Origin of the sequence: Citrobacter sp. T1.2D-1, from assembly GCF_950098555.1 — a bacterium.
Taxonomy (GTDB): Bacteria; Pseudomonadota; Gammaproteobacteria; order Enterobacterales; family Enterobacteriaceae; genus Citrobacter_A; species Citrobacter_A telavivensis.
Genome location: NZ_CATNHH010000078.1, coordinates 196,341 through 218,006, shown reverse-complemented (window position 1 = coordinate 218,006; position 21,666 = coordinate 196,341). Strand labels below are relative to the sequence as shown.

Here is a 21,666-nt window from a genome sequence, read left to right as displayed (position 1 = left end):
TATTCCAAAGCCTGTAGGCCGGGTAAGGCATAGTCCCAGTTCGACACGTTGTCAGCAATCTGAAATCCCTCCGTATCACAGAGGGATTTTTCATATCAGACGCTATCAGAACGACTTTTTAAAGCCAATGGAGGCATTGACTGGCGCTTCCACCTGCGACTTATGCCCACCGTTGTTGAACTGCGTTCCCAGTTCGCCGTACACCTGCAGGTCGCGGTCGATGTTCCAGCTCAGACCCGCTGCCACTTCGGTACTGGAATACTGCTGCGAGGATTCCAGCGTCGTGGTCGCAACCGCATTGCTGAAGTGCGTTTTGTCTTTCGATCCCAGTCCCTGCCACAGGTTGACGCGACCATAAGGCTGAATCTTGCCGTGGCGGGTGTCATAGTCGGCCTTCAGTCGCAACCCTACGCGGGCGGTAAAGGCATCGGCGGTATCGAGTCTGACTTTCGTCTTCGTCGCACCGCCCAGCGTGCTGTCATCAAAATCGCTGTACTGATAGATCAACTGCGCCTGTGGTTCCAGACTCCACGCGCTTGCCCCTAAACGGAACGCTTTTCCGATTTCCGTCGAGGCGGTCAGCGTGTGGCCCTTCACGGTATGGGAACCATTGTTTCCGGATGCTGACAGGCGAGCATCATGGTTTCCGTATTGCAGGACGTTATCAATGTACATGCCATTAGTGGAGAACCAGGTGGCATAACCGCCCAGGTAAAACGCGTTGTCGTCAATATTACCGCCTTTACCCGCGCTGCCCGCCTTACTGCCTTTGACGCTGCTGTCGATATCCAGAATGCTGGTGTACACACCGGCTTTCCAACTGGCATCCGCGTAGAGGTCAACCCCCGCCTGAATCCCCATCGTGTGGCTGGTGGTTTGCGTGCCGGTGACATCGTCCAGTTTGGTTTTACCGGAGTAGCCGATCATTCTCGCCCACGCTCGGTTGTCGTCATCCAGACCCGGTCGCACATCATCCCCCATTCGCTGGTGCATGTTACCTAACAGGCTCAGGTCACCCTGACGCACCACGCTGGCGAGACCCGAGTAGAGCATGGTTTCCGGACGATATGCGCTGCGCAGATACCAGTTTTCGCCCTGTCCCTTCGTGTTGCCGGCGTACAGCTGGTATTCAAACGCCCCGGCGGACATACGGTGACTGGCCAGATGGAAACCGTCGCGGGTCGATTGCGCCGTGGTGGTGGCACCGTTCTTCGCCGTCACCACTTCGATCCCGTCACCTACCGTCGGTGCGCCCAATCCGGAACCGTCCACCTTCAGCAGCGTGCTGCCGCTCACCTTACCGCCATCGATCACCAGTCGATCCGCAATGCCCTGACCGCTGTTGCTCTGCGCGGCGGCTAATTCAAGCGTCCCGTTTTTGCCGCTGTAATCGCCTTTTACCGTTAACGCGGAGCCAACCGCCACGCCCGTCAGCGACACGTTGCCGCTGTTGGTTAATCCGGCGACCGTCTGGTCGTACCCTTGCGTTTTCAGCGCGGTGTCGCTTGCCACATAGTGATGAGACGCGGCGCTCAGCGTATTGGCGCCACCGGCTTGCAGAACGCCACTGGCGACAAGCGTTGCCCCTTTGTAGCTATTCGTTCCTTCCAGCGTGGTGGTGCCGCTGCCGGTCTGGTGGAACTGTCCTTCGCCGCTGATGTTGCCACTCAGGGTGTAGCTGTTGCAGCGTTTCACATTCAGTATGCCGTCAGCGATGATATCGCCCTGTACGCTGCCGATCTCACCGCCGTTACCCAACTGCAACGTTCCCTGCACGACGTGGGTACCGCCGGTGTAGGAGGTGTCCAGCGTGAGCATCAGCGTGCCCTGACCCGTTTTTGTTAACTGACCGCTGCCTTCAACGTCGGTCAACAGCGCGACGTTGAAGCCGTTGGTGTCGAAGGTCCCGCCGCCGGATTCCAGCGTCACCTGACGCGCGGTATTAAACGCATCGCCATATTTCAGCGTGCCGCCATTAAAGGCGATCCCGGTATTGGCAGCGCCGAGGTTTTTATCGCCGGAAACCTGCAGTGTCCCTGCCGTAATGGTCGTGCCGCCGCCGTAAAGGTTATCGCCGGTCAGGATCAGCGTACCAAGATCGCTCTTATTGATGCCGCCAGTGCCGCGGATCTGGCTGTCGATGGTGGCGGTATAGCCTGCGCCATCGACGGTGCCGTCGCCGACGCGAATCAGCGTATTGGCGGTGTCGGTGGTGATGGCATCACCCGCCACGCGATAGCCATCGGTGGCAAACTGCGCGCCGCTGATGATCACATCGCTCAGGCTGTTATCCACGGTGACGTTGCCTGCCTCCCCCTGGAAGACGGCAAAAGCGGCATCGGTGAACGGGGCGTTCAGGGCGCCTTCCGGCGTGGATTCATCGGTGGTCCAGTTGTCGTTGCCATGGCTGGATTGCCAGATACCATCGCCGCCGTTGATCACGCCGTTGTTTTTCAGTTCGCCGTTTTCACCGCCGGTGCCGTCCCAGAAACGCAGGGTCAGACCGCCGTGATTCACCAGGTTGACCTGATTTTTCACCGACGTCTGCACGTACAAACTGTCCGCCGCCGCCGGGGCGTTGGCAATGTCCATTACGTTGTTGGTCAGCGCGCCGGAGTAGTTAATGACGCGATAAACACCGACATCGAAACTGCCGCCGGGTGAGGTTGCAATGTTGAGCTTGCCGTCGAGCACCAGATCGCCGTTGACGTTAATCAGGTCGTTGAAGGCGCCGCCTGGGGTGTACGCCTGACCAAACTGATAGTCCAGTTGCGACAGGTCATTCAGGGTCAGCGAACCGGTGGTCAGTTTGCCGACGCTGTTGATCGTGGAACCGGCTGTAATATGGCCGTTATCCGCCACGTTCACCGCGCCGCCAATAATGCCGTTACCGCCGAGCGTCGCACCCGTTTTGACCGTTACGTCACCGGTCGCCGCCGCCTGGTTACCGTTGACCAGCAGTACCCCTTCATCGACCGATGTGGTGCCGGTGTAAGTGTTGTCGCCCGTTACGGTCAGCGTCCCGTCACCGATTTTCACCAGGTTGCCGTGGTCACCGCTGATGATGCCGCTGATGGTGTCATCCAGCGCCAGATTGCCGAGGGAGAGGGTTTTATCGCCCAGTTCAACGTTACCCGCGCCGGAAAGCGAACCGATAGCGGTCGCGCTGTCGACGTGGCTGACATCGACGTTGCCGCCGGACTGGTTTTTCACCGTGGTCATTTGTGCCAGCGCGCGACCGGCAAAGGACATCAGTCCGTGGTTGGTCACGGTTGCATTACCGCCGCTGGCATTCTCTTCCAGCGCCAGCGTACTCTCTTCAGACACGTTAATGGTCGACTGTCCTGCCGTTGCATTGTCTGCGATCAGCGCCTTTGCTTTGCCATTCAGATTCAGCGTCGCACCTGCCGCAGTGACCGTGTCTTTCAGCGTTAACAGGCTGTTGGTAATATCCAGCGTCAGCGATTGCAGGCTGGTTGCTGCGCCGCTGACGTTCAGCGTTGCGCCTTTCGTCACGCTCACCGTGCTGCTGGCATTGCTGCCAAATACGCCGGTCTGGCTGGCATTCACCGTGACGTTATGAGTCTCACCGGTACCTTCAATCAGCGTCGTGCCCTGGTAGCTGTTGGCCCGATCGAGCGACAGCGTGCTGGCCGCATCACGGGTACTACTGGTGACTTTCAGGTTGCCTGCACCGACTATCTCGCCGACAGGGGAGAAGTGATGCGAATTCAGATCGAACACGGCAGCCGCGCCAGAGGTGCCCAGGGTGAGGGTGCGCTGGGTGGTGAAATCTGCGCCCAGCTGTAACGTTGAACCGTTGTTGATGGTGACGCCGGTCCCGGTCTGGCCCAGGTTGTTATCCGCCGAGATTTGCAGCGTACCGCCGTCAATGCGCGTGCCGCCACGATACGTGTTGTCACCGCTCAGAATCAGACGGCCCTGGTCGGTCTTGACCAGCACCAGACTATCCGCACTGTCACCTTCGCGGATCGTTGATTCGATCGTCGCGGTAAAGTTTGCACCCGCACCGCCAGAACCGACGCGCAGCATCAGCTCATCGCTGCCCGCAGTGGTCGCCCACGCGTTCAGCGCGTCGCCTTTGATGATATAGCCGTCCGCGTCAAACTGTGCGCCGGAGAACTGAACGTTACCCGCACTCCTGTCGACCTCGACCGTGCCGGCGTTGCCGGTAAAGACGGCGAAGGCTTTTTGCGCCCACGGTGCGTTGCCGATTCCGTCCTGTTGCGTCCAGTTGTTATCGCCCTGGCTTCCGATCGCCATCCATTTGCCATCGCCACCGTCGATTTTTCCGTTGCCTTCAATCCCGGTTTTACCGTGGTTTTCACCCGTCTGCGCGCCGTCCCAGAACTGCAGCGTGACGCCGTTGGCATTGACCAGGTTGACCTGTTTATCCAGCACCGTCTGGACAAAAATGTTGCTCTTATCCTGACCCGCCGGGACGTCGCCAAGCTCCAGCGTCTGGTTGTCGAGCGTGCCGCCATAGTTATAGAGACGGTAGACGCCCGGTCCAAACGTGCCGCCAGCGCTTTGGCTGACGTTCAGCGTCCCGTCAAGCAGCAGATTGCCGGCAACATCGACCAGATCGTTTTGTGCGCCGCCAGGCACGAAGGCCTGCCCCAGCTCAAATGCAGAGGTGGTTTTGTTGCCCAGTTGCAGGCTTCCGTTGATCTTCAGCGTACCCGCGCCGCCGTCGCCTGCGCTGAGCGTGGTGGCATCATTCATCACGACGTCGCCGCCGAGGGTTCCGGTGCCACCCAGTGTTGCAATGCCATTCACGGTTGTCATGCCCGTTGCGGCTGACTGATTACCGTTGATCAACAGCGTGCCGTTGTCGACGGTGGTCTCCCCTTTATAGCGGTTGGCGCCGGTTAAACGCGTAATGCCTTTACCGATTTGTTCCAGCGCGCCGATACCGGAAATCACCCCGTTAAGCAGAACGTTGTTACTGCGGTTAACGGTCAGAATACCGTCATCAACGATCTGCGAAACCGGGTTGATACCGCCCGTCGTGCCTCCCTGACCCAGATGTAATACACCGCCCTGATTGATGGTGGTCGAACCGCTGTAGCTGTTGTCGGTGGTGAAAACCGTCGTGCCGCCCGTTGCGCGGACAAAGTTGCCGCTACCGCTGATAGTCCCCTGATAAATCTGGCTGTCGGCACCAGTGCCCTGGGTATCAAAGATGATATTGCTGGCGTTGCCGCTGGTGGTGATGTTGTAGTTGCCAATGGTTGCGCTGGTATTACTCACGTCCCGATGGTCACCTGTGCGCAGCGTCGCACCGTTGTTAACGGCGAGGGTGCCGTCGGTCAGCGTCAGACTTTCAACGATACGCATATCCGCCTGCGCGCCCGTCAGCGTTAACGTATTCCAGCCGCTGCCGATGTTGGTTCCCAGGCTGAGGTCATCCGCCAGCAGCGAACCGACATTACCCGTGGTATTCGTGAAGGTGAGGGCGTTGCCCGTCCCGGCGAGCGTGGTGATGTGACGCGTGTTCGTCAGCGATACATTACCGATGTTGGCCTTGTTGTTGGTTGTCCCCGCGAAGTTCACCTCTCCGGCAAACGTTCCGCTGTTCCAGATAAAGCGGTCGCTACCGGCACCGGTATTGATGACGCCGCGCGTATTGCCGCCGCTGATGTTGATGGTGTCGTTGCCGTTGCCGGACTGAATCGCGACGGCCTGGTCTGTAGCGGCGAGGATCGTCCCGGTATTGGTGATAGTTTTGCCGTTGTTACCGCTGGCATCCACCACCGGACCGTTCAGGCTGTTGGAGGTGATGTTGCCGCTGTTGGTAAGGGTGGAAACGTCTTTTGCCAGAATCGCCGAACCGCCCGTCGCGTCCTGAACGGTGATATTGGCGCGGGTGGTCAGACTGCCGTTGGTACGAGCATCGATCCCGTTCCCTGTGGCATCGTCGTTGTCGTTGTGCACCAGTACCGTGTAACCGGTGCCGATAGTCAAATCGCCGGTAGCGTTGTCGCCGTTCTCCTTCATGAAGGCAAAGCCTGAACCAGAGCCGGTGACGTTGAGCATATTGTTGGCGCCATCTTTCACGTTCAGCGCCACGCTGGTGCGGATCCCTGGGCCGTTGTTGGCGTTAATCGTGACGTCGTTTAGCGTGATATCCGAGCTTTCGGCATGGTTCTGAATCCCTGCGCCGCTGCCCAATGCGCTGATGGTGACGCCTTTGGCCGTCAGCGATCCGGCCCCCGCTTCAAGACGAATACCGTCCGCCGTGCCGTTGGTCGTAATGGTATCGGCTAAGCCACCGCTTCCCGCAGTCATATTCAGCGTTGCGCCATTGGTCAGCAGCACGCCAGCAGTGCCGTCATCGACCTCTATTGCACCCAGCTTTTTGATTTGTGCGTCTTTACCGGAGGCGCGAACGCCAATCCCGTTGCTGACGTGCAATACCTGGGAGGCGTTGTTGCTCAACCGTCCCCCTTCCTGCACGTCGACGCCGATACTGTTTTTACTGGCGAGATCGATAACCGCGTCCTGTTGCAGAACGATATTGCCCAGATTTTTCGCCACATAGGCGATGACGTTCAGCCCATCCACGGCGGATCGAATGGTGGCACTGGTGTTGAGAACGGTCTCGACGGGGGCGTTCTGTTTGCTACCGTTCAACTGATGCGCCTGCCCATCGACAATCCCGGCGGTGGTGTTTGAGCCGGTCAGTTCGATAAGGGTCTTATCGCTGATGGTACCTGCTGCGCCCCCTTCCAGCAGCAGGGCAGCAGCCCCGTTACCGCTAACGGTGAACGTCGCTTCACCCGTATCTACGGTGCTGCCTGTACCGGTTGCATAGACGCCAATGGATTTTTCACCGGTTAAGGTCATCTTGAGTGTAGACGACTGATTATTCTCCGGATTGATCGTATCGCCGGCAAAGTTTGCACCGTTAGCAATGCGGAACAGCGTCGTGCGCGCCTGGCCGTTGTCATTCATATCGGCTTTGCCGATATTGGCGGTCGCACCGTTGCCGTACAGGTAGTAGCCAATTTGATCGCTATTTTTGAACAACGGACTGCTGGTGCTGTTAATGTTTGCCACCGCATTATCGCGGACGTGAACGCCAATATTGCCGATGGCTTCCAGCGTGATCGTGGAAAGCACATCGACGACAGCCTGAGAAGTCGTACTCCCCTCAGCCCAGATCGCATAGTTACGGTTCGACGTGCCGCCGTCGCCTGCAACCGTGATTGTTCCCGTATCGCTGGACGTGACATGCGCGTTCTTCGAGCTGGCGGTCAGATGGATACCGATGTTGTTGTGGCCATTGACGTTAATCTCGCCGTCGTTGCGGATCTGCTGGCCGTTTTCGCTGCCGCTGTCGCGTACCGAAATACCGAAGTTCGGGCTGGTGCCGGACGACGAGTCACCATTGAGGGTGATTTTACCCGTGTTGATCACGTTCCCGGTGGCGTTGCCGACCAGGATCCCGGCGGCGTTACGTACCCCTTTTCCAAGGGTGATCGTTCCGTCATTGGTGACATCGCCTGAGCTTCTGGTCAGGATCCCGGCGCTGGGACTTGCGCCGCCTGCCATATTGACATCCTGCGAGAGGTCACTGGCCTTACGCCCAAGATAAATGGTGGCACCAGGAGCGTTTGCGAAGGTGGCATTACCAGACACTTCAACGCCGTAAGCCGTCCCCTTACCGAAAGCGTCGCCGTTACTCCGTCCCTCCACGACGTTAATCTCACCCTTGTTGGTCCCATGGGTTTCACCGGATAACTGCATACCGATAGCGAGCGTCAGAGAACTGTTGGGTTTATCCGTAGACCACGGATCGGCTGCCGCCGCAGTCCCGTAGTTGTTGGTCGTAATCGCCTGGTTAATCGTCCCTTCGTTTACCACGGTGCTGTTTCCCAGCCCCTGCATGCCGTAGGCGCCGTAACTGTTTACGTTCTGATTACCATCTTTATCGATAAACAATCCGGAATTGATCGTGCCACGGTTCGTGGCACTGGCGTCACTGGCCAGCATGCCAATCGCCAGCCCCTGCCCGGTAGAGGTCCGCAGAACGTTCAGTGCACCCTCATTGAAGATAGAACCACCGTCATCGGCCTTCATTGCCCCATTGATACTGCCATCGACAGCCAGAATTGCTCCCGGGGCCAATGTGCCGGTGGTGTTTTGTCCATTGGCGTAGATAGCATGCAGTTCCCCTGTGCCTGCCGTGGTGTTGTTGGTGTGTGCCAGCCCGTCAGTCCAGACATCGTAATCCCAGGTTAACAGGTCGGCATTGGTGCTGGAGGTCAGCAGTTGATTGATGAGACTGGCGTAGTAAGTCTGTGCGTCAGAAACTTTACTGATTGCACCAGAATCCAGCCACAGCTGGATCTGGCTGATATTTTGCCCGTCGGGTGTTTTGGCGCTCTCACTGCCAGCGCCAATCAGCCAGTTGTTGAAATTCGCCAGATCCGCCGTGTTTTTAATGGAAAAGGTGCGGTTACCTGTTTCAACAACCTTGCCTTCTTCATCGTAGCCGTAGGTCATTAAGGTAATGTCTTCGCCAAACACGGTGGTTTGTTTTGAGCCGGCGTAGGTTTTGGTCGGTACGACCGGTGCCGCACCAAACTGGATGTAGTTATCGGATTGCCAGTTGACCTTGCTGTTTGGTTCCTGTGCTTTGAGCAGAGAAGAGTCTTTTGCCAGCAGACGGATATCATTTTCTCTTACTTTCAGTGTGTTATCACCAATGTTGAGATTGGCGGTTGCGCCATTTTTGGCAAGGGCAAAGCCAAACTGCTTATAGATTTGCGACACATTGGCATCAAACGTGTTGAGCACCGCATCACCAATCTGCGAGACGCTAATGAAACTTGCCAGGCTTGCGGTATCAAACACCTTCAGGGTTGAGGTTTTTTCTGGATCGGCCGGGTCAATCACCTGAAATTCCACGCTTTGCTGTGGGGTAGACGACTGTGTATGACTGAGGTATTCCGCCAGTTCCTCAATGGTGGTGATAGATTTTTGCTCGTTGGTGAGGCTGGTGGCGGTGAGCGTAATTTTGCCGCTTTCCAGCAGATCCCGGATGGTGGACGACTCCACAATGCCGGTCTGTCCGTAGGCGATGTTGGGGATCGCGCCGGTAACATTCAGTTCGCTGCCGCCGGTGTGGTTTTCATATAAAAAACCGTAGTTGAAGACGTCCTGATGGACGCCGGCGGAGATGCCATCCTGGTAATCCACGGCGATATCGCGAGTACCATCGGTCACGATCGGCGCAGCGACGGCTGTGAGCGAAACGCCAGCGAATAAACCGGCAACGATCTGCAGTCCGGTTTTACGTGAGCGACTTTTTTTCTTCCCCTTTGATAATTCGGAGGCGACAACCCAAAGCCCGAGTGCCGCATTCCATATAATATTGTAAACCTTATTCATAATAACCTCGTCTGCATTTCTGTTTTTTTGTTGGTTGGTGCGCTACGCTTGTGGTTAGGGTTGGCTCACGATGAGTGCTGCCTGGGTTGTCAAATTTTGGGAAAAGGAGACCCTTCCGCAGGGCGGAATAATTCTTAGTGATTGAACGCGCCTTAAATAATCGTCATTCGTCCGTGTCTTATTTCCTCGGTTGATGGTTAACGATAATGGAAAAGCCTGTATTTCAGATGGGTGTTGCTGTGACCCAGTTTTTTGGCAATATTGCTTTTATAAGTACCGATTGTTTTTTCGCTTTTATGTGCAATATTGGCGATTCTGGTCAGCGACCAGCCCCGGGAATACATCATCATGACGTTAAATTCATTAATGCTCATGGCATTGTCCAGCGGACGGCTCACGTTCGTGTTCTTGCTGCTAATGAGGTGAATCACCCGGCGGTGCAGTGCGTCAAGGCTCAACGCGTGGTCGAGAAAATGCATCTGCATGCCGCAAATAGCCTGGAACACCGCAAAGGTTTCGGCATCCGTCAGCACGAAAAGCATCAATGATGAACGCGAGGAGAGACGGCGAATGATGCTGGCGTATTTCAGAATATCTGTCCGTTCGGGATGAATGATGAGGTAATCATTATTCTGGACCGAAGGAATAGAGGAGGGCGGTAAGTGGGTTGCGTAATACTGCATGCCATAATAGATTGATGTCCCGCGCAGGATATTTTTCATGCCAAGCCAGGTGTAATAATTGTCACCGAAGAAAATAGCTTTTGACATAAAATTCTCCTTGAATTGGCTATAGCATCCTGCCCCTCTTGACATTAAAGAAAAGGGTTTATTCCCTTGTCCGGGAATCAGTTTAAATTCACATTTTTTATTGGGATTATTCTCAATTGAAATATTACGCTTTGTTAAAATTTAAGATAAATCGTTTATTTCGACTTCGGGAGAATGATTGATAGTTTTCACTTATTGATTGATGTAAACAGGAGGGAAAATAATGAGGAATATGCGGGGTTGTCTTAAAAAATAACGGAAACAAAAGAGGAGGGAAGGTGCGCTGTCAGGTGGGGTGGGATAAGCGTGACGATCCAGAGTATCGTGCGTTAAGAATATTCCTGGTTAATGTTGCAATGGAGAAGTTCAGATAGGTGGTAACGGTTGAATATTTTACATTTATTGGTTGATTGTTTTGGTAAATTACTTTTAATGTGAAATTAAATTTCTAAATTATCGTGATTATCATGATTAAGCTTTGTTTTTGATTATTTGTGCTGAGCAGGCAGGCCTTAACCCGCCAACAGATCCTGCTCAACGTGTTTGACCTGATTCTCCAGCGTGTCGCGCAGCTCAGCCAGTGCACGCTCCTGCTCCGAAAAGTACGCCTCTTTATCGCGAAGCGATGTCGCCAGACGCCAGGCATTTTCCGCTTCCAGCTCGGCTATCTCTTTCAGCAGCGCGTCAATCTGGATCCGCAACTGTTGGATTTTCTGCCGCAGATGGTCGAGATTGTTCAGCCGATCGCTGGCCATCATCGGCTCAAGACCGCTTTGTAGCTGGGTGAGCAGGGCACGAATGGCCGCCAGATCGGCGTTTTGTCGTGCCAGATTAAGCTGCACCATCATCTGATGCGCTTTTTCTTTCAGTTCGTCGGCGACAACGTCCGGATGACACAGACGGCTGGCCTGACGCCACAGGCGCTTAAGTTCATTGCGCTCGTCTGCGGAAAGACGTTGATCGCGTGCGAAGCGGTGCTGGGCATCCTGCTGCTGTTCCTGATATTCCTCATATTCATGCGCCGCTTCTTCCTGCGCCTGCCGCGTGTCACTGTCGTCCTGGCGGGAAAAATCGGCTTCCAGTTCACGGATCTCGGCGAGCAGATCGGTAATCAGCTCCGTTTGCTGCTGGATGCGCTGACGAATGTCGACCGCAGAACGAGAGGTCGAGTCCATGCCCATCCACTGCTGCTTGAGCTGTGCTAACCGATCGATTGCCAGCGAGATGTACTGCTGACAGGAGAGGTAATCTTTCTCGCGGCGTCTGCGCTCCGCTTCTTGTCGGCGCTGGGCGCTAGCCGCGAGCTGTTTACGCAGCTCCAGAATACGGCTCATTAACGGCCCGAGGCGCAAATGATACTGGTCGTTGAATTCATCCAGAATCTGAATACGGGTATTGCGGGTGTCGATCAGCTCGCGCAACTGACTTTCCAGCGCTTTAAGCTCCAGTTTGCTGGCAGCAATCGCCGGATCCTGCCAGCTGGTTATTGCGCGCTGATTTTGCAACCAGGTGGCAATTTCACGCATTGCATCACTGAATCGGCGCGTCTCGATAGCCTGGGCAATTGCCGTTATTACGGGATCGCCAGATTCCCGCTGCAGATGCACAAGCTGCTGCTGGATTATCTCTTCATCCTCAAGTTCGATGGCGCTTTTAATGATTTCGAGTCGTTTGATGATTTTATTCATGACACCGTTGCCTGGCGTGACCGACACATGAATGACAATATTTAGGTTAAGTCATTCGTTTGAAAAATATAAAAAAAGTGCAAATCGCATTCTGTGGCCTGCGGGGCCTGTTCGTCCAGAATAATTCGCAGAAATTATCGTTCATCTACCATTTTCGTTTGAGCTCTCACAATTCGAACCTCTGTTTCATTAAGGGTATTTTTTGTGCGAAATACGCTTGCTTCGAAAAAGAGAATAAGTATAGTTCTCATTCTCTTTATTGTTTAATGCGTATCTTTTTTTGGTAAGGAACCCAGGAATGAAAAAAAACATAACCGCCCTGGCAGTGCTGATCGCGGCGGCATTAAGCGGTTGCGCGGCCACAACGCCCGCCACCACGGCGACAAATACCGTTGAAAAAGTGGAGACGCCAGCAGTGGCGACCGATACGTTAAAACGCGCTCTGGCGGATGGCCTGTATGAGATGGCGTTAAATCCAGCCGGGGACGCGCTGTATGTCGCCAGTGCCGAAGGTTTTAAAGATGTTCAGGGCGGGGTGGTCTATAAACTGGATGCCAAAACGCTTAAGACAATCGGGCGCAGCCATACGGATCTGAAAAACTTTGGCATGGCCATTTCACCAGACGGCAAAACGGTGTACGTCACCAACTCGCTGGACGGTGGCCTGAGCGCGTTGAATACCGCGGACGGCAAAGTCAAAAATCGCGTCCTGTTCCCGGAGCGGAACCCGGAAGGTTTCCCGTATGGCGCCCGTCAGGTGCTGCTGCATAACGGTCTGCTGTATATCGGCGCGGTCGCCGATCCCGCAGTGATCTGGGTGGTCGATGCCGAAACGCTGAAGCTGAAAACGCGCATCAAAAACACCGGTAAATGGATGACCGGTCTGCACTACTCCGAAACGACTCAGCGCATCTACGCCGCGAATGGCGGTGGCGAGATCCTGGTCATCAACCCGCGTAACCAGCGCGTTGAAAAACGCTGGAAGCCGCTGGGCGACAAACCGGCGCTGCTGTTGAATATGGCGGAAGATCCGCAAACCGGGCGTCTGTTCGTGACCGACAATTCCAAAGCGAAAACCACGCTGGTGCTCGATATCCACACCGGCAAGGTGCTGAAACAACTGGAAGTGGGTGACTCGCTATCCGTTAAATTCAACGCCAAACGCCACGAGATTTACATCACCCAGCGTGATTCCGGGAAACTGCTTAGCCTCAACGCGACCGATTACAGCGTGAAGAAAAGCTGGGATCTGCCGCCGAATCCAAACAGCCTGCTGCTCTCAGCTGATGGTCAGACGCTGTATGTCACTGTGAAACAGAAATTTAATAAAGATCACTCAACCGATGCGCCGGACAGCGTCGTACGTATTGAGCTGAATAAATAATAAAAACCAGCCGGGGGACGCCTGTCGCCCCCCGGCACATTGACTCCTTTTGATGGCATTCACATGAACAACACCAAAACAATTCTGGCGCTGACGATTGGCGCGATCTCTGGCACGGCCTGGGCGGCGGACACCGCGAAAAAAGCGGAAGAGACCATCGTGGTCCAGGCGACAACCAATAATGATTTCAAACCGGGTGGCGACACGCTGCTACCCGCGTTTCTCGACGGGCAGGTTGCCAACGGCGGTAGGCTGGGGATGCTAGGCCAACAGAGCGCGATGGATGTGCCCTTCAACGTCATCAGCTACACCTCTAAACTGGTTGAAGATCAGCAGGCAAAAACCATCGCCGATGTCGTAGCAAACGATGCGGGCGTGCAGTATGTCCAGGGCTACGGCAACAGTGCGGAAAGTTTCCGTATCCGCGGCCTGAAGTTTGATGGCGATGACATGACCTTTGGCGGCCTTTCCGGCATCTTACCGCGTCAGGTGGTGGATGCGCAGATGGTGGATCGCATCGAAATCTTCAAAGGGGCAAACGCCCTGATGAACGGTGCTGCAAGCTCCGCCGTCGGTGGGATGATCAACCTTGAACCGAAACATGCAGGCGATATCCCGCAGGCCAAAGTGGGCGTGGATTACACCTCAGATTCACAGATTGGCACCACGCTGGATGCCGGTCGTCGCTTTGGCGACAACGACCAGTTTGGCGCACGGGTGAATCTGGTCCACCGTGAAGGCGAAACCCGAATTCAGGACGATCGCCGCCGTACTACGCTGCTCTCCACCGGTCTGGACTACAAAGGCGATAACTTCCGCACCTCGCTGGACGTGGGTTATCAGAAGAAAACCTTCCACGGCAGCCCAACCAGCGTCAACATTTCTGCGGTCGATTTCATCCCGACGCCGCCGAAAAATGACCGCAACTTCTCGCAGAAGTGGGCGTACAGCGATATCGAAAACGAGTTCGGTATGTGGCGTAGTGAATACGACATCACCGACAACTGGACTGCCTATACCGGTCTTGGCGCTCAGCACGCGCACGAGGAAGGTCTCTACAGCGCGCCGAAACTGCTGGATAAGAGCGGTACGGCCACTGCCAGCCGTCTTGATACTAACCGTATCAGCGACACGGTGAGCGGCATGGCGGGGATTCGCGGCAACTTCGATACTGGCTTTGTCTCGCACAAAGTGAACGTCGGCTACTCGGCGCAAAGCAAAAACGAAAAAATCGCGTGGAAGATGTCCAAAGCGGCGGATAACCCGTATACCAACATCTACCATAACAGCGGCGTTGATGCGCCAGCCAGTACCAACTCAAACGGCAAGGGCGGCAACTATAGCGATCCACTGACCAGCGGACGTACCCGCACTCAGGGCTGGTTGCTAAGTGATACGTTGGGCGTGCTGGATGACACACTGCTGTTTACCGTCGGGGCACGCCATCAGAAAGTGGTCATCCGGGGTTATGACAAAGTCACCGGCGCGGAAAATGTCGCCGACGGTTTCGACGGTAGCCGCTGGATGCCTACTTACGGTGTCGTCTACAAACCGTGGGAGGAGATCGCTTTCTACGCCAACCACACCGAAGCGCTGCAGCCGGGTAAAACGGCGCCCAACACCGCAACCAACTATGGCCAGAGCACCGGTATCGTCCATTCTAAACAAAATGAAGTGGGCGTGAAGGCGGACTTCGGGCGCGTAGGCGGCTCGCTGGCGCTGTTTGAGATCAAGATGCCTTCGGCGATCCTTGACAGTGAAACCAAACATTATGGTCTGGATGCTGAACAGCGTAACCGTGGCGTTGAGCTGAATGTCTTCGGCGAACCAATGCTGGGAATGCGTCTGAACGCCAGCGCCACCTGGCTGCAGGCGGAGATGACCAAAACCAACAATGGCCTGAATCAGGGCAACGATGTTATCGGCGTGCCGAACTTTTACGCCGTGCTGGGCGCCGAGTATGACATCAAACCGATTGAGGGGCTGACCGCCACGGCTCGCGTGAACCACTCTGGTTCTCAGTATGCAGACCTGGCCAATACCAAAAAGCTCGACAGCTTCACCACTCTGGATCTGGGCATGCGTTATCGCTTCGCGCTTAACCAGAACCAAAATCAGATGACCGTTCGCGCGGGCATCGACAACGTCACCAACGAAAACTACTGGGCCAGTGTTGATGATTCCGGCACGTACGTCACCCAGGGCGAACCGCGCACCGTTAAAGTGTCCGTTGGTTACGAGTTCTGAGTTCCACCTCGTTATCAGGGGCAAGGATGCCCCATCCATTCCCACGCCTTTAACTTGCTACCTCCAGCATGAAGTGTTAAAACGTGCCCCTTCTAAAAAAGAGACAGGGGTAGGACGTGAGAGACGCGTCATCCGCTTCAGGCAACGGTCGTTCTGAAGCGTCGTCGGAACAGACTCCGACGCTGCAACGTGGTTTGCAAAATCGACATATCCAGTTAATCGCCCTCGGCGGCGCAATTGGTACCGGGCTGTTTTTGGGTATCGGTCCGGCGATTCAGATGGCGGGTCCGGCAGTACTGCTGGGTTATGGCATCGCCGGGGTTATTGCCTTTCTGATCATGCGCCAGCTCGGCGAAATGGTCGTCGAAGAGCCGGTATCGGGCTCTTTCGCTCACTTTGCCTATAAATACTGGGGGCCGTTTGCGGGCTTCCTGTCAGGCTGGAACTACTGGGTGATGTTTGTGCTGGTCGGGATGGCTGAACTGACGGCCGCCGGTATCTATATGCAGTACTGGTTACCCGACGTTCCCACCTGGGTCTGGGCCGCGGCCTTCTTTATTATCATTAACGCCGTCAATCTGGTGAACGTCCGTCTGTACGGCGAAACTGAATTCTGGTTTGCGCTCATTAAAGTACTGGCGATTATCGGCATGATCGGCTTTGGCCTGTGGCTGCTGTTCTCGGGTCACGGCGGCGAGCGGGCGACCATCGACAACCTGTGGCAGCACGGCGGTTTTCTGGCGACGGGCTGGAAGGGGCTGATTCTGTCGCTGGCGGTCATTATGTTCTCTTTTGGCGGGCTGGAGCTTATCGGGATCACTGCGGCAGAAGCCCGTGATCCGCATAAAAGCATCCCCAAAGCCGTCAATCAGGTGGTGTACCGTATTTTGCTGTTTTACATCGGTTCGCTGGTGGTTCTGCTGGCGCTCTATCCGTGGGTGGAAGTGAAATCCGACAGTAGCCCGTTTGTGATGATTTTCCACGATCTGAACAGCAACGTGGTGGCTTCAGCACTGAACTTCGTGATTCTGGTGGCATCTCTGTCTGTTTATAACAGTGGCGTTTATTCCAACAGTCGTATGCTGTTTGGTCTGTCAGTTCAGGGCAACGCCCCGAAATTTCTGACCCGCGTCAGCCGTCGTGGCGTGCCGGTGAACTCACTGCTGCTCTCGGGCGCTATCACTTCGCTGGTGGTGCTGATTAACTACCTGCTGCCGAAAGAGGCTTTTGGCCTGCTGATGGCACTGGTGGTGGCAACGCTGCTGCTGAACTGGATCATGATCTGTCTGGCGCATCTTCGTTTTCGTGCTGCGATGCGTCGCAAAGGGCGCGACACCCAGTTCAAGGCGTTGCTCTATCCGGCGGGGAACTACATCTGTATTGCCTTCCTGGCGATGATCCTCGTGCTGATGTGCACTATCGACGACATGCGTCTGTCAGCCATGCTGCTGCCGGTGTGGGTCATCTTCCTGTTTGTGGCGTTTAAGCTCTCCCGCAAAAAGTAACCCTGTTGATGCCCGGTGGCGCTTTGCTTGCCGGGCAGACAAAACTGTTACCCGCCACCACCGCTCTCCACCTTTATCGTGACCCTTCTCTCAATTCTGTTTCGATCCACAGGATCTTTATTTTGTAATCGATTACTTTTCATCTGATGGCAATTTGTAATCGATTACTTTTTAAAGGGCGAGGCTCAAAATGGTGTCAACAACGGAAAGTAGTGGAAAGGCGATAGGGCAGCACCGGCTGCTGGTACCCCGACTGTCGCTGATGATGTTCTTACAGTTTTTTATCTGGGGAAGCTGGTCGGTGACGCTTGGTCTGGTCATGACGCAGCACGACATGTCTTTACTGATTGGCGATGCGTTTTCCGCAGGGCCGATCGCCTCTATTCTTTCACCGTTTGTGCTCGGTATGCTGGTGGATCGCTTCTTTGCCTCGCAAAAGGTGATGGCGGTGATGCATCTGGCCGGGGCGGTGATTCTGTGGTTTGTGCCGGGGGCATTGATTGCCCAAAACGGTGCGCTGCTGATTGGCCTGCTGTTCGGCTATACGCTGTGCTATATGCCAACGCTGGCGCTGACCAATAACATCGCGTTTCACAGCCTGACGAATGTCGATAAAACCTTCCCGGTGGTGCGCGTGTTCGGCACGATCGGCTGGATCGTGGCGGGGATTTTTATCGGCGTCACCGGCGTTGCGTCCAGCATTACCATCTTCCAGGTGGCGGCGGTCAGTTCCGTGATACTGGCGTTGTATAGTCTGACGCTGCCGCATACGCCAGCCCCTGCGAAGGGACTGCCGGTACAGGTGCGCGATCTGTTCTGCGCCGATGCGTTTGCGCTGCTCAAAACGCGCCACTTCTTTATCTTTTCGCTTTGCGCGATGTTGATCTCGGTACCGCTCGGCACCTATTACGCTTACACCGCCTCTTATCTGGCGGATGCCGGTATTGCGGATGTTAGCACCGCCATGTCGTTCGGGCAGATGTCAGAAATCGTCTTCATGTTGGTGATCCCGCTGCTGTTCCGCCGCCTGGGCGTGAAATACATGCTGCTGATCGGCATGCTGGCGTGGTTCGTTCGCTATGCGTTTTTTGCGCTTGGCGTGAGTGAAGAGGGGCGTTTCCTGCTGTATCTCGGCATTCTGCTGCACGGTGTGTGCTATGACTTTTTCTTTGTTGTCGGCTTTATCTACACCGACCGCGTGGCGGGTGAAAAGGTAAAAGGCCAGGCGCAGAGCATGATCGTGATGTTTACCTACGGTATTGGGATGCTGCTGGGCTCGCAGATCTCCGGCGCGCTGTATAACCGGTTGGTTGCCGGACAAACCGTGCCGCAGGCATGGGTGACATTCTGGTGGATCCCGGCGGTGGCGGCCGCGGTGATTGCCCTGATTTTCCTGTTCTCGTTCAAGTATGACGATGACAAGGCGTAATTTTCTGGAGGTGGTATGAGGACGATTAAAGGGCCGGGTATTTTTCTGTCGCAGTTTATCGGGGAGCAAGCGCCGTTTAACTCGCTGGAGGGGCTGGCAGGTTGGGCGGCCGGCAAGGGCTATAAAGCGGTGCAGATCCCCTGCCATCAGCCGCAGATTTTCGATCTGGCAAAGGCGGCGCAGAGTCAGGCCTATTGCGACGACATAAGCGGTAAGCTGGCGGAGCACGGTCTGGTCATCAGCGAACTATCGACCCATCTGGAAGGGCAACTGATGGCGGTAAACCCGGTTTACAGCGACGCCTTCGACCACTTTGCGCCAGCGGCGGTGCGTGGCAACGATGTGGCACGCCGGGCGTGGGCCGCGAAGACGCTGAAACAGGCGGCGGCCGCATCGGCAAAGCTGGGGCTCCGCGCGCATGCTACGTTTTCCGGTTCGCTGGCCTGGCCGTTTTTCTACCCGTGGCCACCACACAATGAAGCGCGTTTTCAGGAAGCATTCAGCGAACTGGCAAACCGCTGGCGACCGATTCTGGATACCTTCGATGCGCACGGGGTGGACGTCTGTTTTGAGCTGCATCCTGGTGAGGATTTGCACGATGGCGTCACGTTCGAACGTTTCTTGCATCTTCTGGACAACCATCCGCGCTGCAACATTCTTTATGATCCCAGCCATATGCTGTTGCAACAGATGGATTACCTGGCCTTTATCGACATCTACCATTCGCGTATCAAAGCGTTTCACGTGAAGGATGCGGAGTTCCGGGCGAACGGGCGCAGTGGGGTATACGGCGGCTATCAGTCGTGGATCAACCGGGCAGGGCGATTTCGCTCGCTGGGGGATGGGCAGATCGACTTCAACGGTATTTTTAGCAAGCTGACGCAGTATGACTTTGACGGCTGGGCGGTGCTGGAGTGGGAGTGTTGCCTGAAAGACAGTGATACCGGGGCCAGCGAAGGCAGCGAATTTATCCGCCGCCATATCATTCCGGTCTCCGGACGGGCGTTTGATGATTTTGCCGCCGGGGGTGCCAATGATTAACGTCGGCATTATTGGCAGCGGATTTATCGGTCCAGCGCATATCGACGCGCTGCGCCGACTCGGGTTTGTGCAGGTGGTAGCGCTGTGCGACGGCAGTCTTTCCCAGGCCCAGGAAAAAGCACTGGCGCTGAACGTGCCGTATGCCTACGGCAGCGTTGAGGAACTGCTTGCGCATCCGAATCTGCAGGTGGTGCATAACTGCACGCCAAACCATCTGCATGCGCAGATCAACCGGCAGATAGTGCAGGCAGGCAAGCATGTCTTCTCTGAAAAGCCATTGTGCATGACGCCAGAAGAGGCGCGCGAACTGGTGGCGCTGGCGGAAGAGGCTGGCGTGGTACATGGCGTCAGCTTTGTCTATCGCCAGTTTGCCATGGTGCGCCAGGCGGCCAGCATGATGCACGCAGGAAGCATCGGGCGACTGTTTGCTACTCATGGCAGCTATCTGCAGGACTGGATGTTGCTGGAAACCGACTACAACTGGCGCGTGGACGCCGCACTCGGCGGGGCGTCGCGCGCGGTGGCGGACATTGGTTCCCACTGGTGTGACACGGTGCAGTTTGTTACCGGACGACGCATCACGGAGGTGATGGCCGATCTCGCGATTGTCTGGCCGACGCGCAAGGAGAACGTCGCGGGTAACCAGACCTTTGCTCACGACCCGAACGCCCGGTATGAAGATAAACCGGTGAACACGGAAGATTTCGGCTCGGTGCTGTTCCGCTTTGACGATGGCAGCAAGGGCAGTTTTCGCGTCTCACAGGTGAGCGCCGGGCGTAAAAATCGCCTGACGTTTGAAATCAACGGCAGCGAGCGGTCCGTGGCGTGGGATCAGGAGGTACCGCAGCAGTTGTGGGTGGGGCATCGCGCGCAGGCGAATCAGATCCTGACCGATGATCCTGCACTGATGAACCGTGATGTCGCCGACAGCGCCCATTTCCCCGGTGGGCATATTGAAGGCTGGCCTGATGCCTTCAAAAATATGATGGCGCAGTTCTACCGGGCCGTTCAGGCAGGCGAAATGGCGAAAACGCCGCAGTTTGCCACCTTCCACGACGGTGCGGATGTGATGTATATCATTGATGCGATAGTGAAAAGCCATCAGCAGCAGCGCTGGGTGCGCATTGAGCGATGACGCGTTGCCCGGTTCGCCGGGCAACAAATTTATGATAGCCTGCATAAAACGCTAACCGCAGGATGTGTCGTCGTTATGTCTATTCAGAAAATCGCTCAGTTGGCCGGGGTTTCGGTGGCGACGGTGTCGCGTGTGTTGAACAACAGCGACAGTGTGAAAGCGAAAAACCGTGAGCGGGTTTTGCAGGCAATCAAGGAGAGTAACTACCAGCCCAATCTGCTGGCACGTCAACTTCGCACCGCGCGTAGCCATATGATTCTGGTGATGGTGTCCAACATCGCCAACCCGTTCTGCGCGGAGGTGGTCAAGGGCATTGAAGCGGAGGCCGAGAAAAACGGCTACCGTATCCTGTTGTGCAATTCAGGTTCTGATATCGATCGTTCCCGCTCAGGGTTAAGCCTGCTATCGGGTAAAATCGTCGACGGTATTATCACCATGGACGCCTTCTCCCGGCTGCCGGAACTTGCCGAGTTAATCGGTAACGCTGCCTGGGTTCAGTGTGCGGAGTATGCCGATGCAGGGAGCGTTTCCTGTGTCGGGATCAACGATGTGGACGCGTCGCAGTATGTGGTGAGTCAGCTCGCCGACAGCGGGCGTACGCGGATTGCCTTGATTAATCACGACTTAAGCTACAAATATGCCCGTCTGCGCGAGCGCGGTTATAAGAGCGTGATTCATCTGCGCGAGCTGGATTATCAGGCGGTGGAATATGCCAGCGACCTCAGCTCAGCGGCCGGAATGGCGGCGATGCAAAAGCTGCTGAAGGAGAACCCGCCGGATGCGGTGTTTGCCGTTTCCGATACGCTGGCGGCAGGGGCGTTGCGCGCTATTGAGCAGGCGGGACTCCGCGTACCGCAGGATATTGCCGTGGTTGGGTTTGACGGCACTGAACTGTCTGAGATGGTGTCGCTTACCACTATTGAACAGCCGTCGCGGGAGATTGGCCGCAAAGCGGTCACCTTACTGCTCAACAAAATTGATAATCCGGATGCCCCAACGGAAAGGGTCATGATGGACTGGCGCTTTATTTCGCGCGCCAGTACCTGA

At 55.7% G+C, this 21,666-nt stretch carries 10 protein-coding genes; 7 read left to right on the top strand and 3 right to left on the bottom strand.

Features of this window, described 5'->3' with window-relative positions; genetic code table 11:
- Positions 1-105: 105 nt before the first annotated feature.
- The 3 genes from QQZ17_RS26130 to QQZ17_RS26120 form a co-directional block, all read right to left on the bottom strand.
- Entirely contained in the window at positions 106-9,420 is a 9,315-nt protein-coding gene (locus QQZ17_RS26130) for an autotransporter-associated beta strand repeat-containing protein (RefSeq protein WP_152405572.1), read from the bottom strand.
- A gap of 197 nt (positions 9,421-9,617) precedes the next feature.
- Positions 9,618-10,190 (bottom strand): helix-turn-helix transcriptional regulator, encoded by a 573-nt coding sequence (locus tag QQZ17_RS26125; RefSeq protein ID WP_152405571.1) that lies wholly within the window; start codon positions 10,188-10,190, stop codon positions 9,618-9,620.
- A 512-nt stretch (positions 10,191-10,702) separates the two neighbouring features.
- Positions 10,703-11,878, bottom strand: a complete 1,176-nt coding sequence (locus tag QQZ17_RS26120) for a DnaJ family molecular chaperone (RefSeq protein ID WP_152405570.1) — start codon at positions 11,876-11,878, stop codon at positions 10,703-10,705.
- Between the two features lie 298 nt (positions 11,879-12,176).
- Here QQZ17_RS26120 and QQZ17_RS26115 point away from each other — a divergent pair, with 298 nt between their 5' ends.
- From QQZ17_RS26115 to QQZ17_RS26085, 7 genes are all read left to right on the top strand, one after another.
- Positions 12,177-13,262, top strand: coding sequence for a YncE family protein (locus tag QQZ17_RS26115; RefSeq protein ID WP_152405569.1), 1,086 nt, complete (start codon positions 12,177-12,179; stop codon positions 13,260-13,262).
- Positions 13,263-13,325: 63 nt separating this feature from the next.
- Positions 13,326-15,509, top strand: coding sequence for a TonB-dependent receptor (locus tag QQZ17_RS26110; RefSeq protein ID WP_152405568.1), 2,184 nt, complete (start codon positions 13,326-13,328; stop codon positions 15,507-15,509).
- A 116-nt stretch (positions 15,510-15,625) separates the two neighbouring features.
- Positions 15,626-17,014 carry a phenylalanine transporter gene (gene pheP, locus QQZ17_RS26105; protein ID WP_152405567.1) on the top strand — a complete coding sequence of 463 codons (1,389 nt, stop codon included), beginning with the start codon at positions 15,626-15,628 and terminating at the stop codon, positions 17,012-17,014.
- Positions 17,015-17,204: 190 nt separating this feature from the next.
- Complete coding sequence (locus tag QQZ17_RS26100) at positions 17,205-18,443, top strand: MFS transporter (RefSeq protein WP_152405566.1); 1,239 nt, start codon at positions 17,205-17,207, stop codon at positions 18,441-18,443.
- 15 nt (positions 18,444-18,458) lie between these two features.
- Complete coding sequence (locus QQZ17_RS26095; RefSeq protein ID WP_152405565.1) at positions 18,459-19,484, top strand: sugar phosphate isomerase/epimerase family protein; 1,026 nt, start codon at positions 18,459-18,461, stop codon at positions 19,482-19,484.
- Positions 19,477-20,619 carry a Gfo/Idh/MocA family protein gene (locus QQZ17_RS26090; protein ID WP_152405564.1) on the top strand — a complete coding sequence of 381 codons (1,143 nt, stop codon included), beginning with the start codon at positions 19,477-19,479 and terminating at the stop codon, positions 20,617-20,619. Before QQZ17_RS26095 ends, QQZ17_RS26090 begins: the two co-directional genes overlap by 8 nt.
- 75 nt (positions 20,620-20,694) lie before the next feature.
- Positions 20,695-21,666: a LacI family DNA-binding transcriptional regulator gene (locus QQZ17_RS26085; protein WP_152405563.1), complete on the top strand. Its 972-nt coding sequence runs from the start codon at positions 20,695-20,697 to the stop codon at positions 21,664-21,666.